16 protein-coding genes are annotated in these 12,847 nt (G+C 64.8%); 8 read left to right on the plus strand and 8 right to left on the minus strand.

The features are described from left to right. Positions 1-76: 76 nt before the first annotated feature. From IWX62_RS04860 to IWX62_RS04870, 3 genes are all read right to left on the minus strand, one after another. Positions 77-778, minus strand: a complete 702-nt coding sequence (locus tag IWX62_RS04860) for an RcpC/CpaB family pilus assembly protein (protein WP_196840250.1) — start codon at positions 776-778, stop codon at positions 77-79. A 94-nt stretch (positions 779-872) separates the two neighbouring features. Next, a complete protein-coding gene (locus IWX62_RS04865; RefSeq protein WP_196840251.1) occupies positions 873-1,217 on the minus strand; it encodes an FmdB family zinc ribbon protein in 345 nt (114 codons plus the stop codon). 86 nt (positions 1,218-1,303) lie between these two features. Then, positions 1,304-1,951 carry a 5-formyltetrahydrofolate cyclo-ligase gene (locus IWX62_RS04870; RefSeq protein WP_196840252.1) on the minus strand — a complete coding sequence of 216 codons (648 nt, stop codon included), beginning with the start codon at positions 1,949-1,951 and terminating at the stop codon, positions 1,304-1,306. A gap of 88 nt (positions 1,952-2,039) precedes the next feature. Here IWX62_RS04870 and galU point away from each other — a divergent pair, with 88 nt between their 5' ends. The 5 genes from galU (at position 2,040) to IWX62_RS04895 (ending at position 6,461) form a co-directional block, all read left to right on the plus strand. After that, a complete protein-coding gene (gene galU / locus IWX62_RS04875; RefSeq protein ID WP_196840253.1) occupies positions 2,040-2,936 on the plus strand; it encodes a UTP--glucose-1-phosphate uridylyltransferase GalU in 897 nt (298 codons plus the stop codon). Positions 2,937-2,945: 9 nt separating this feature from the next. Continuing rightward, the gene (locus tag IWX62_RS04880; protein WP_196840254.1) at positions 2,946-3,626 is read left to right on the plus strand and encodes a GNAT family N-acetyltransferase; all 681 of its coding nucleotides are present in this window, start codon (positions 2,946-2,948) and stop codon (positions 3,624-3,626) included. Positions 3,627-3,654: 28 nt separating this feature from the next. After that, positions 3,655-4,635 carry a hypothetical protein gene (locus IWX62_RS04885; RefSeq protein WP_196840255.1) on the plus strand — a complete coding sequence of 327 codons (981 nt, stop codon included), beginning with the start codon at positions 3,655-3,657 and terminating at the stop codon, positions 4,633-4,635. Further along, the gene (locus IWX62_RS04890; RefSeq protein WP_196840256.1) at positions 4,607-5,866 is read left to right on the plus strand and encodes a phosphotransferase; all 1,260 of its coding nucleotides are present in this window, start codon (positions 4,607-4,609) and stop codon (positions 5,864-5,866) included. Before IWX62_RS04885 ends, IWX62_RS04890 begins: the two co-directional genes overlap by 29 nt. Positions 5,867-5,969: 103 nt before the next feature. After that, the gene (locus tag IWX62_RS04895) at positions 5,970-6,461 is read left to right on the plus strand and encodes a hypothetical protein (protein ID WP_196840447.1); all 492 of its coding nucleotides are present in this window, start codon (positions 5,970-5,972) and stop codon (positions 6,459-6,461) included. 165 nt (positions 6,462-6,626) lie between these two features. Here IWX62_RS04895 and IWX62_RS04900 read toward each other — a convergent pair whose 3' ends face one another. The 4 genes from IWX62_RS04900 to IWX62_RS04915 form a co-directional block, all read right to left on the minus strand. Further along, a complete protein-coding gene (locus IWX62_RS04900) occupies positions 6,627-7,301 on the minus strand; it encodes a response regulator transcription factor (RefSeq protein WP_196840257.1) in 675 nt (224 codons plus the stop codon). Continuing rightward, entirely contained in the window at positions 7,298-8,965 is a 1,668-nt protein-coding gene (locus IWX62_RS04905; RefSeq protein WP_196840258.1) for an ATP-binding protein, read from the minus strand. Before IWX62_RS04905 ends, IWX62_RS04900 begins: the two co-directional genes overlap by 4 nt. After that, a complete protein-coding gene (locus IWX62_RS04910; protein WP_333483217.1) occupies positions 8,958-9,338 on the minus strand; it encodes a hypothetical protein in 381 nt (126 codons plus the stop codon). Before IWX62_RS04910 ends, IWX62_RS04905 begins: the two co-directional genes overlap by 8 nt. Before the next feature lie 109 nt (positions 9,339-9,447). Then, positions 9,448-9,921, minus strand: coding sequence for an Lrp/AsnC family transcriptional regulator (locus IWX62_RS04915; RefSeq protein ID WP_196840260.1), 474 nt, complete (start codon positions 9,919-9,921; stop codon positions 9,448-9,450). Between the two features lie 138 nt (positions 9,922-10,059). Between IWX62_RS04915 and IWX62_RS04920 the strand changes: the two genes are divergently transcribed. From IWX62_RS04920 to IWX62_RS04930, 3 genes are all read left to right on the plus strand, one after another. Next, entirely contained in the window at positions 10,060-11,319 is a 1,260-nt protein-coding gene (locus IWX62_RS04920) for an MFS transporter (RefSeq protein WP_196840261.1), read from the plus strand. Positions 11,320-11,389: 70 nt separating this feature from the next. Then, positions 11,390-12,049 carry a helix-turn-helix domain-containing protein gene (locus IWX62_RS04925; protein WP_196840262.1) on the plus strand — a complete coding sequence of 220 codons (660 nt, stop codon included), beginning with the start codon at positions 11,390-11,392 and terminating at the stop codon, positions 12,047-12,049. 13 nt (positions 12,050-12,062) lie between these two features. Continuing rightward, a complete protein-coding gene (locus IWX62_RS04930; RefSeq protein ID WP_196840263.1) occupies positions 12,063-12,260 on the plus strand; it encodes a hypothetical protein in 198 nt (65 codons plus the stop codon). A 47-nt stretch (positions 12,261-12,307) separates the two neighbouring features. Here IWX62_RS04930 and IWX62_RS04935 read toward each other — a convergent pair whose 3' ends face one another. Then, positions 12,308-12,823 (minus strand): Lrp/AsnC family transcriptional regulator, encoded by a 516-nt coding sequence (locus IWX62_RS04935; protein ID WP_196840264.1) that lies wholly within the window; start codon positions 12,821-12,823, stop codon positions 12,308-12,310. Positions 12,824-12,847 lie beyond the last annotated feature (24 nt).

The raw sequence follows: 12,847 nt of genomic DNA on the forward strand, positions 1-12,847 counted from the left end.
GGCGCCTCACCGGTACCCAGGCCGCGGCTGGGTTGTGACTGAGTTTGCGGCTGGCTTTGCGGCTGAGCTGAGCGGGTCAGGGCATCACCGACTCAGCGGGCGGGCTGGTGAGGACCAGATGCACCTGGCCGTTGCTGGACGACCCAGCCAGGGCGGCAGCGTTCGATGGGTCGGCCGCCACCACCACCAGACCCTCGCCATCGGTGCCGCCGGGCCAGGGCCCCGTTGGGTTGGCCGCCGCCGAGGCTGACGTCCACAGCACCGGCACCCCGCGGGCAATCACCGTTGAGGTGGTTGGAACCTCGAATCCGTTTCCCGAGCTGAGCACCACATCCACGTACTGGCCCGCCGACAGGAGCTGCACTGTCGACTGTTCGGCGGGACGCACCGGTACGGCTACGGTCCCTGCGGGGGCACCCGTGAGAAGCCCGGATCCCACGAAGGCCGTCGGTGCAAGGACTGCGTCGCGGAGCAGGGGAGTAGCAAGCTGTTCCCCCACCACTGCGCCGGGATCGTAGAACGAGGTGGACGGGACTGCCTCCGGCGGCAGGCTCAGGGTAGTCAAGTCGCTGGCCGTCAGGACTTTGCCGACTGGCAGGTCCACGGCCGCCGCAACCACGCTCACCCGTGTCTGCCCGGCCGGGATCAACGCCTCGACGGTGACCGCTGCCGCCAGGCACAAGAGGAGTGCCGCCAGTAACCGACGGTTGCGAAAGACGAACCTGCGCAGGACGTGGTGGGGCCATACCTGCCGCTGGGAAACCGTTCCGGATGCCATTGACCCACGCTAGAACGCCAGCGGCGTTGGTGGCCCAGCGGAGCGGCCTATGTGGACAAACCGCCGTCGATTCCGCCGCGGTGGAGGGATAGTCCTAGCTGGCGGCGGCAGTGGTCTTGGTGGTTGGTGTTGGTTTCTTGGCCGCGGGCGCGGATTCCTTGGCGGGCGTGGTGCTTCCGCCGTCGGACCCGCCGGTTGATGTCTCAGACGACGACGCGGTTGCGCTTGAGCCGCTGGTTCCGACATCGATCGACTTTTTGCTGTCGCGGGAATCGTTGCGGTAGAACCCTGACCCCTTGAAGACAACCCCCACGCTGTTGAACTTCTTGCGGAGCGAACCATCGCAGGATGGGCACACAGTCAGCGAGTCATCAGAGAAGGCCTGATGGATGTCGAAAGCGTGATCGCAGTCTCTACAGGCGTATGCGTATGTAGGCAAAGGAATCCTCCTGGACGAGCTAAATATGTGGGGCTTGATCACCCAAACCGGTACCGGCTGGCACTCTAAGGTCCCGAGTGCCAAGTCTACACCGCCGTGCTGGCGGGCCCGAGCCGGTGGAACGCCGAGGGGGTGAAGACTCCGGTGAGCGGCATGTCCAGTGCTGTGGCGATCAGTGATCCTTCCGGCAGCAGTTCATGATCGTACAGGTAGGCGGCTGCCGTGACATCCGGAACCGCCGACCGCAGTTGGGCAAGGAACCGGTCGTAGTAGCCGCCGCCCTGGCCGAGCCGGGTCCCGCTGCGGTCGACGGCGAGACCGGGCACCAGCACGAGGGCGAACCGGCCATGGCGAGCCAGTAGCTCGGCATAGTGGAATCGCTGTCCGACCGGTTCGAGCAGGGGTGCGCGGGGACTGCGGCGCAGCTCGACGCCGGTGTGCCACCTGCACCAGGACAGCTGGTAAGCCGGCTCGCAAATTGGCACAACGACGTCCATCCCCGTCCGGGTGAGCGTCTCCAGGAGATCAAGTGTTCCGGGTTCCGGGTCCATCGACAGGTAAGCGGCCACCAGAGCTCCGTTGGCGGGCCCCGGCCGATGTGCCAGCCAGTCAATGACCTGCTTCTGCAGTCCGGTAGAGGATCGCGAGCGGGCGGCGTCGGACATCGCCTGCCGTTCGGCCCGGAAGCGATGCCGGGCTGCTTCCTTGAGCCCCGCAGGGGTGGTGGGTTCCATACGCTCACACTTTACCGAGGCCCACACGCCGGTGACGCCCCCAGCGGGGTGGCACGATCAGGGTGCTGCCGTTATGTAGGGTGGTGTCATGACCTCACGAGTGAACAAGGCTGTCATCCCCGCTGCGGGACTTGGCACGCGCTTTCTTCCCGCCACCAAGGCGATGCCCAAGGAAATGCTCCCGGTAGTGGACAAGCCAGCCATCCAGTATGTGGTCGAGGAGGCAGTCAATGCTGGCATGACCGACATCCTGATGATCACTGGGCGAAACAAGCGCTCGCTTGAGGACCACTTCGACAGGGTGCCGTTCATCGAGCAGACGCTTGAGGCCAAGGGTGATCTTGAGAAGCTGGCAGCGGTGCGGTACCCCTCCGAACTCGGGGACATCCACTACCTGCGCCAGGGCGATCCGAAGGGTCTGGGGCACGCTGTGCTCCGGGCGAAGCTGCACGTCGGCAACGAGCCGTTCGCCGTCCTGCTGGGCGATGACCTCATCGACGAGCGCGATGTCCTGCTGCAGACCATGATTGAAGTGCAGGAGAAAACCGGTGGATCGGTGATCGCCCTGATCGAAGTTGATCCGGATCAGATCAGCGCCTACGGCTGCGCTGACATCTCCGCCATCGACGGCGAGGACTATGTCCGGGTCAGCGAGCTGGTGGAGAAGCCGGCCGTCGACGAGGCTCCGTCCAACCTGGCCGTCATCGGCCGGTACGTGCTCCACCCCAGAGTCTTCGACGTCCTCGAAACCACCGGACCGGGTCGTGGCGGGGAAATCCAGCTCACCGACGCCCTGCAGACCCTCGCCTCCGCTGAGGGCGAAGGATCCGGTGTCTACGGGGTCGTGTTCCGTGGACGACGCTACGACACTGGCGACAAGCTGAGTTACATCAAGGCAGTGGTGACGCTCGCCTCGGAGCGCGAGGACCTCGGGCCAGACCTCCAGGCGTGGCTGAAGAGCTTCACCAGGACCCTGGACCACTAGCCCACGACAATGAGCGGGCAATTCACCTGGCCGGTGACGCTGGAGACAGGCGAACTGGTGCTCCGGCCGGTCCGTCTTCGGGACAGGAAAGAGTGGTCGGCCGTCCGGCAGCGCAACGCCGGGTGGTTGGCGCCCTGGGAGGCATCTAATCCGGCGCCGGGCGGTTACCTGCCCAGCTACCCGGAGATGGTGAGGTCACTGCGGAGGCAGGCGCGGGACGCGACCGGCCTGCCGTTTCTGATCACCGAACGCACCGCCGATCACCGCGAGCCAGCGATCGTTGGACAACTGACCGTATCGACGATCGTCTGGGGATCGGCGATGAACGCGACGCTCGGGTATTGGGTGGATAGCCAGCGCGCCGGTCGGGGAATCGCGCCGACCGCCGTCGCCCTGGTCACCGACTACTGCTTCAACAGCATGGGTTTGCACAGGATGGAAATCAACATCCGGCCAGAGAATGCGGCGAGTCTCAGGGTTGTCGAGAAGCTGGGATTCCGGGATGAAGGCCTGCGCCTGAGCTATCTGCACATCGCCGGCGAATGGGCTGATCACCGGAGCTTTGCCTTGACCCGTGACGAGGTGCCCGAAGGACTGTTGGTCCGCTGGCGGGAGCGCCAGTCGTCGGGTCGCAGCGGCCCGGGTGTGCGCCAACCCGGCGACGACACACCCCCGGCAATACCCTCCTGAGTAGCGTCTACGACCTACCGTTTTAGACGTGGACTTCTCTATGAACAGCTCGGTGGTGCTTGCCGCGATCGTCGGTCTCTGGCTGATCTGGGTAGCCCCCTACGTTCTGCGTATCCGCAGACCAGCGTTACTGGTCGATCCGGTTACCACCTCTGCCCTAGTACCGCCCGTCACAGCCGAGAGCCGAGTCTCTCAGGGGAGCATCATGGAAATGTCCGGACACAGCAACGACGCCTCCCACACCCGTGCGGCCGGAGCGCCTAGCGCCAGTCCGACCGAAGGAACTGAGTTCAGCATCAAGCGTGGCCGCACCGCGGTTGCGCTCGTGGGCGCAACCGCACTGCTGGCAGCGGTCGTCTGCATACCCCTCGCGGTGCTCTCGGTCGTTCCCGGCATCCTGCCTGGCGTTGCGTTCCTGGTGTTCCTCCTTGCCGTAGCCGGGCTTCGCGTCCTCGCCATCCGGGACCGGCGACGAATGGTCGAGGCTGCCTTCGCCGACGCGATGTCAGCGCGTTCGGATGTCCCCCGCACCAGCGCCATTCAGCCGCCACGCCGCGAAACCAACCTTTTCGACGCCGAGACGTCCGGCCCAGTCGACAACGGGACCCCAGCCGCCACGCGGACTGTCCCCGCTGCATCGAACCTGACCGCCACCGAACTACGGCGGGCCGCCCTCGCCGTCGCCGCCGGCGCCAACCCGTCGGTGGTTGGCTCACCAGCCTCGGATGCCGAGCCCGCACACCAGGCTCCCCAGACAGTGGGGACACCCTGGCAGCCGGTCGAGGTACCCAAGCCGATGTACGTCGCGGCAGCGAAGGCTGAACGTCAGGCTCCAGCGCCGCTCGAACTTCCTGAGACTCCCAAGGCCCAGGCAAAGACCTCCCTGAAACAGGGCGCCACTCCACCAGCAATCGACGGCGCAGACCAGTCATCGGTCAGCGGCCCTACCGCGCATCCCACCACTGGCAGGATGAACCTCGATGACGTCCTGCAGCGTCGCCGGGCCTAATCCCACGCACCCTGATTCCGGGGCTGAAGCTGCGCAACTGCGCCTGCTGGAAGGCGACGGCGCCGCGGAACCGCTGCGCCTCGCTCTGGCAACGTTGGGGAGAGAGCTCACCGGTTGGTCGCTCGTTCAGGTCCACCACCGGCCGGGGGCCGGGGCGACCGGCATCTACCAGGTCCAGACCGAAGCGGAACACGGATCAGCCGCCGCCGAGTTCCTGTGCATCAGCACGGCCACGGTGCCGACGGACACCCCAGCCACCGTCCAGCTCAGCAGTCCCGACGGCGGCCCTACCCTCACCGTATGGCAGCACCCCAACGACCCCTTGCTGCCGGGACTGTCCTGGGCCTGTGACGCTGCCGCAGTGGGCACAGCGCTCTTCGCCGGCGCCCTACCCGTGCTCGCGACCGTCAGCTACCGGCCCCTCCGACGGGCAGTCCTGACGGCTGACATCGCGGGTGAGCGCCGCTACCTCAAGGTATTGCGCAGCGGGCAGGGCGCCCACCTCGCCGAGCGGCACCGGTTGCTCATCAACGCAGGCATCCCAGCGCCGTCCCTGATCGAGGTGCCAGCCCAGGACGTGCTGGCAATGCTTCCCGCTGCTGGGACGCCGCTCGCGGAACTCCTGATGAGCGACGGCGCGCGATCCCTCCAACCCCGCACACTCGTGAATCTGCTGCGCAGCCTTCCCACGGCAGCGCTGCACCTCCCGGACCGTCCGGCGTGGTCAGTCCGCGTCAAGGACTATGCACGGGGAGCGATAGCAGTATTGCCCAGTGAGGAACCGCGGATCCTGGCTCTCGCCGCAACGGTCCACCGGTTAGTGACCGAGGTGGACGCCGGTCCCAGAGTTCCCGCTCACGGAGATTTCTACGAGGCAAACCTCCTCGTCACGGGCGACACCATCTCAGGACTGCTCGATGTCGACGCCCTCGGCCCCGGGCATCTGGTGGACGATCTGGCCTGCTTCATCGGACACCTGGCGGTGCTGCCCGCCGTGGATCGTCGTTACAGCCATATTCCCGAGGCTTTGCAGCGCTTCCTGGCGGCCTTCGACCAGGAAGTGCAGCCAGCGGCCCTTCGGGGCCGCGCCGCCGGGGTGGCTCTGACCCTCGTCGCCGGGGCAAAGCACCGGGCGACGGCACAGGACCCTATCTCCTGGAAGTCTGACGCCCTGCAGCGACTTGCCATTGCCGAGAGCCTCGCCGATCAGGCGCTGGCGCTCCGGCACTGACCGATTGTGAGAGGTCTCTCATGATCAGCTCCTTTCCGTCTCACAATCGCAGTGCACAGTGGTGGGTATAGACATTCATCACGGATCTTGAAAGGACCTCACCGTGCACAAGCGAAACATCTGGATCGCCACCGGCTCCTTGAGCGTGATGGCACTCGGTCTGGGAGTCGCAGTCGCCGACAGTACTCATGACCCCCTGGACCTTGGCTCCGGGATCAACCGGGCCGATAGAGAAGGGTCCACCGACGAGGCTGCGTCCCGCGATGATGTCCGGCCCAGCAAGGACACCGAGAGTGGCGCCACCATCCTCGATAGCGGGGACCCCACTCCATCGCCCTCTCCCCGGACCGCCGAAGCCTCGGCGCCAACTGCTGCCAGCGCCTCATCAGTCCCACCGCCCGTGTCTCCGGCACCTGCACCTGCCCCGGCACCAGCCCCCGCACCGGCACCAGCCCCCGCACCGGCACCAGCCCCCGCGCCCGCCCCGGCCCCAGTTGTGGTCCCCGCTCCGGCACCGGTTCCGCCCTCCGGTGGAAACGTCGACTTCTCGGGCTCCAGTGGGGTGTCCGCCCCCAGCGCCTCCAGCGGAGGCTAGATAGATCACAGGGCCGGTCCGCCGTGGTGGGCCCACCCTCTTTGCCGGGGCTCCGGAGTGTTCCCCCAAGCACTCCGGAGCCCCCACCCTCATTCACTCGGAGACTCAGGCCAGGGAGACCCATGCCTCGGTAATCAGGGCCCAGTCTCTGGCGTTAAGGATGCCTCAGGACTCGTCCGACGTCGTCAGCCGGTATCCCATCCCGCGGACAGTGGTGAAGCGTTGCGCTCCAAGTTTGTTGCGAAGATAGCGGACGTACACATCCACCACGTTGGAACCCGGATCGAAGTCGTAGCCCCAGACCCGGGAAAGCAGCTGTTCACGGCTCAGTACCTGGCCGGGGTTCCGCAGAAATGCCTCAGCCAGGGCAAACTCGCGGGCCGACAGATCAACTTCTTTCCCGCTCACAGCTGCGCGACGAGTCCTGAGATCGAGCTGGAGGTCCTGGTGGGTCAATACGGAACTGTCAGCGGTTGGCGTCTCCTGGCGTAATCGCAGGCGCACCCGGGCGAGCAGTTCCTCGAACCGGAATGGCTTGGCCATATAGTCGTCAGCGCCGCCCTCCAGCCCGGCGACGGTGTCGTCGATGGAGCTCCTCGCCGACAGGATGATGACCGGAGTGTTGTTCCTGGACTCCCGAAGGCGCCGCAGCACAGTGAACCCATCCTGGTCAGGTAAACCCAGGTCGAGCACAATCAGCTCGAAATCCCCGGTCTGTGCAAGATGGTAGCCGTCCCTGCCGTTGTCGGCGACGGTCGGGGCGTATCCCGCCGACCGAAGACCCTTGGCAACAAACGAGCTGATGCGGTCCTCATCCTCGACAATTAGGATCTGGCTCAATCTCTTACTTCCTCTGATTTGTCTGCCGCCCGCTGATCGAGCGGCAGCACCATGGTGAACGTTGACCCGCGGCCGCGGGATGACTCCAGCCGAACCGTCCCGCCGTGGGCGCCCACAATGGCGCTGACAATCGTCAAACCGAGACCCGACCCTTCCGTCCGTCGGCTGTGCGCGCCCCGGGCGAAACGTTCGAAGATCCGCTGCCGGTCTTCCGCCGGGACCCCGATTCCCTCATCCCGTACCCAGAGCGCCAACCCGTCGTGGTCCAGCCGGGAGCCCACGGCAATGGTCGACCCGTCATTCGAGAATTTCACCGCGTTGACAACAAGCTGCAACCACGCCTGGGTAATCCGACGGGAGTCAAGCAGGGAGGAGGATTCGGCCCGCGCGTCGATGGTCCAGCGCCGTGACCCCAACGGGCGTGCCTTATCGAGGACCTCGTCGGTGAGCCGCCCGACAGCCACCATTTCCTGACGCACAAAACCGGGCCGGGTAATACCGGCGAGCGTGACCAGGTCATCCACGAGTAACCGCATCCGGTCCAGCTCATCCAACGCGATTCCCCGCACCGCTGCGACGTCAGTGGGATCGCCGGAGTCCTGCAGTTCGAGGTGCCCCTGCACAATGGTGATCGGTGTGCGCAACTCGTGGCCGACGTCGTCGAGCAGTTGGCGCTGCGAGGTGAAGGACCCCTCAAGCCGTTCCAGCATCGCGTTGACCGTGCGGGTAAGGTCCGACAGATCGTCGTTCCCAGACACGGGTATCCGCTCGGAAAGGTCCGAATCCCCGATGCGCTGGGCGGTGTCGCGCAACAACCTGATCGGCAAGAGAAGGTTGCCGACCAACAGCCAGCCAACCACGCCGATGAAGACCAGTGTGCCGAAACTGATCAGGGCGAAAGTGGCGAAGGTCTGGTTGAGTTGCCCGTGCTCGGCCCGCGCGTCGAAAGCCAGGACATACTGGCTGGGGGAGGAGTCGCCCGACAGCTGGATGGGGACGATCAACGTGCGGTATGTGGTCTGCGCCGTCGAAATACTTGAGACACTGACCCGTGACAGGTCCGCCTGCGTCGCCACGAAGTCGACCAGCTCCTGATCATTTTCCAGCCGGAGTCGCACCGCAGGATTGGCCAGCAGTACCACTTCACCGTCCCGCATACCCAACATCCCTTCGTTGGGCGCGGGGAGGGTGCGCTGCATGGCTACGAAGATGAGCTCTTCGGCCTCGGTGAAGTCTTCACGTGTCGTCGGGTCGATGCCAGTATCGAGGAGCGATTCGAACTCAAGAAATTCGCGTTCCAGCGAGTTGTCCATGTCGGCGTTGATGTCGCTCCGCTGCAGAGCATACGCGGCGGATCCCGCCACCACCAGCCCCAAGGCTGACAACGCGAGCACCGCTCCGAGCACCCGGGTCCTGACTGTCCAATAGCCTCGCAGTGTTGAGATGACCCGCACCCAGGTGCGCCGTCCCCGTCCGGAACGCGGTGCCGTGGTCTTCCCGTGCCCGGGTATAGGCGGTTGGTCGGATTCCGGGGGGAGGGTCCGTCCGGGAGCCTCGGGCGCGGGGTGCGGTAGGCTGGCCGGTGCCTGTGGCAGCTGATCGTGGTGATGGCCGGGGGCGGGTCGAAGCACGTCGGTGCCCGGGCTGCGCGACGGCCTAGTCATCTCCGTCATCCCCGCCGCCACCGTTGTCGTCGTCGCCGCCATCATCCCCGCCGCCGCTGTCGTCACCCCCACCGTCGTCACCGTCGTCGAGGCCTCCGTTGTCGTCCAGGAGGTCATCGGGATCGTCGCCGTTCCAGGGAACGGGGAGTGGTGCCGGCACGACCTCCGGCGGAGCGGGCGCGTCCGATGTTGGTGGGAGAGCCTGGTCGGACTGGACGCCGTCGTCCTCTACCCCGGCCGTGGGCGACGGGGTAGGCGACTGGGTGGTTGGCGTAGCCGGAGGAGTAGTGGGAGCAATATCGACCACTGATGAACCAAGGTCTTCGGGAACGGGATCGTGCAGGGAGCCAATCAGCCCGGCGCCGGCAGCCATTAGACCACCAGCGCACACCGCACCTACCAACCAGGCGGGGAGCACCGAGGACTTCATCGTCCCAGTATCCCCCCAATAGATGAGACGCACATGAGAGCCGGAGAGAAAATTACGATTCGTCGGCGAGGGACCGTAGCAGGGGTTCGGTGCGGTAAGGGATGTGCTCGTGCAGGGCGAGGACCGTTTCGGTCCTGATGACTCCTTTAATGCGGAGGATCGATCGCAGCGCTGATTGCAGGTGATGGGTATCCGTTGCGGTCACCCGGCACCAGATATCACCCCGACCAGAGATCTCGTGCACCTCAAGCACCTGATAGAGGCGGCGCAGGCCCGCTATGACGCCGTCCAGTTCGCGGTGGGCCACTTCAATGGTGACGAAGGCGGCGACGTCGTAGTTGAGGGCCTCCAGATCGAGTTCCCTGCCGCTTGACCGGAGGGTCCCGGAGCGGAGCAGCCGTCGGATCCGTGATTGAGCGGTGTTACGTGCCACCCCGAGGTGCTCGCTGAGTTCCCCGATCTGTGCCCGCGGATCGCGGACCAACTCCAGGAGGAGCCGGATGTCGACGAGGTCCAATTTGCTCATTCCGTGCACTTCCCTTCAGCTTCATAGTAAAAATCTGATTGTTTCGATCAAGTTTACCGTCCTGGATGTTCCCGTTGGGCTACCCGGGCAGGAGAATAAAGTGAATATGTGCTGTTTGTTCTATTGTCTGGAGTCGGCGTGAGTGTGCTCAACGAGCTGCGGATGAAGCCTTCTGAGAAGTCACGCTGGAGTTGGGATGCGTCGGTGAAGAGCCGACTCATGCTTGCCGCGGTGGTGATTTCGACGCTGTTGATTGGCGCGAACCTCGCGACACCGTTGTACCCGCTGTTGCAGGTCGAACTTGGTATCTCGCCCTTCGAGGTCACCGTGGCCTTTTCGGCGTATGTGGTAACACTGGTGATTGGGCTCCTCCTGGTCGGTCACTGGTCAGATCATGTCGGCCGACGCGCCGCTCTGGTGCTCGCCATCGTGATCGGGTTCGCCGGGGCCAGCGTTTTTGCCGGTGCATCCTCCTTGCCCACTCTCGTCCTGGGGCGCTGCCTGCAGGGCGCATCCGTGGCTTTGGCGACAGGGGCCAGCTCGGCGGCGCTTCGCGACCTGCTGCCGCATCGGCCGGATTGGGCCTCCCGGTTCACTCTGCTGGCTTCTGCCGGAGGTGTAGCGGCGGGACCGGTGATCGGCGGCCTGCTGTCTCTCCTGCCGGATCCCACCCGCACACCGTTCACCCTGTATTCGGTAGTGCTGCTGGTGCTCCTGGTACCCCTGTTGACGCTGAAAGCCCGACCAGCCATCCACTCAGCTACTGAGGCGTCCCGACTGAGTGTGTTGAGACCACGTCGTCCAGTGGTGTCGAGGGCAGCGGGGCGGGCCTTCTGGACCGCGTCAGCGGTAGGGTTTCTCAGTTTTGCCGTCTTTGGATTTACCCTCAGCCTTGCGCCCACCTACTTCGCCTCACTCGCAGGGATCGACTCACGACCGTTGATTGGGCTGCTGGCAGCACTCGTGCTCGCGGCCTCGGCTCTCAGCCAGCTCATGAGGGTTCGGGGCCAACACATCGTGGGGGGTGGGCTCGCGCTGCTGGGTGTGGCGGTCGCGCTGATCCCTCTAGCTGGCGCCCTCAACAGCGTGCCGCTCCTGGTACTGGCGTGCCTCGCTGCCGGTGCGGGGCAGGGCGTAGCGTTTCGCACGGTTTTCAACGAGGTATCCCTGCGGGTGGAAGCCTCGCAGCACGCCCAGATCATCAGCACGCTCTATGTTCTGACCTACCTGGGGAGTGCCCTCCCGGTGATTGGCCTGGGGGCTGCGGTGCAGGTGTGGGGACTTGAACAGTCGGTGATGGGGTTCTCCGGTCTCATAGCGCTCGCAGCCCTGGCACTGGCAGCGGTTAGCCTGCGACGCTCCTTCAGTTCACCCGCAGGATTGATCAGCGGACGGTAACCGCTCACCGCAAAGAAGTCTATGCAAACAAATGGTTGCAAAGAAGTCTTTGCATTTGTATGCTTAGGCTATGACATCACCACCCGAGCCGGCCGTCACTCCCGAGGATCGCACTCTCGATCTGGCTGGACTCAAAGCGCTATCCCATCCGCTGAGAATTCAGCTGCTGGAACAGCTCTCGCAACTCGGACCCCAGACCGCCAGCTCCCTCGCTGCGCGGCTCGGAGAATCCAGCGGATCCACGAGCTACCACCTGCGGCAGCTCGCCAAGCACTCACTGGTGCGCGAAGTGGCGGGCAAAGGATCAGCCAGGGAGCGGTGGTGGGAGCGTCCTCCAGGTGCTCTCAGCCTCTTCTCCAGTGAGCTGGCATCTGACCCGGCGGCCCTGCGCGCCTCAAAAATCGTGAACCGGGAGATCGAGCACCACCGGGCGGCACTCCTGCAGGACTTCATGGAGCAGGGGTACGACTATCTGCCCCAGGACTGGTTTGAGGGCTCAGTCATTGCCACGATGAATGCCAGGCTGACTGCAGAACAACTCAGCCACATTACTGAGGAGATGCTGGGTCACGCGAGAGCTCTCCTCGCCAAATACCGCGAGAGCGGCACTACCGATCCCCATGCGCGCGCCGTGCAACTGCACTTCAACGCCTTCCCCATCCTCCAGGGACAATTCGACGTCCCCGTGCAGCATGAGAAATCGACTACACCACCCGAGCTACAGCAGTAGAAAAGAACCGGCCATGACCACTTTTGCCACCTATTCACCGTCCATCCGACCCACGGGTCTCGACGCTTTGCTCATCCTGGTGGGCCGCCGTCTGGTGTCCGTTGGTGAGCGGTTAGCCCTCGACCACGCCCGGCATCGCGAAGCTGTACTGGCCCACGACGAGCGACGGCGGGACCTTGCCGCCGCTCATCATTCGGGACTGAGGCCGTAGTTCCACCACTCCGCCCTGCAGACCGGGGTGCCTCAATAGTTGGCCAGCTACTGAAGCACCCCGGTATTGCCGGGCAGGTGGTTGAACACGAGGGTGGTCTCCGTATGTCCCACCACCGGATCAGTCGTTAGGTGGTCCAGTACCCAGTCTCTGAGGACATCGGTGCTGGGTACTGCCAGATGGAGAAGATAGTCAACCGAACCGGCGACATGGAAGGTGGACACCACCTCCGGCAGATTCGGAACCCGCGCCGTGAACCGGTCGATCTCTTCGCGGTTATGGCCCTTGAGCTGGACCGAGACCATCGCCTGCACCGCCCGGCCAACCGCCACGAAGTCGAGCTGCGCATGATAGCCACTGATCACGCCGCGCTCCACGAGAGCGCGCGTCCGGAGGAGGGCGGTTGAGGGGGCTACCCCAATCCGTTCGGCGAGTTGCGCATTGGTTATCCTGGCATCAGCGACAAGCTCCCTGAGGATCAGGTGGTCAGTTGGATCGAGCACCAGGGCCTCCTTGACCCGCGTGGCGGGGGCGGCTGATTCGGGTGCGGCGTCTTCGGCCATGGGCAAGCCACTTCCTTGTGAACG

Source organism: Arthrobacter sp. CAN_A1 (genome assembly GCF_015751665.1).
Lineage (GTDB): Bacteria > Actinomycetota > Actinomycetes > Actinomycetales > Micrococcaceae > Arthrobacter_D.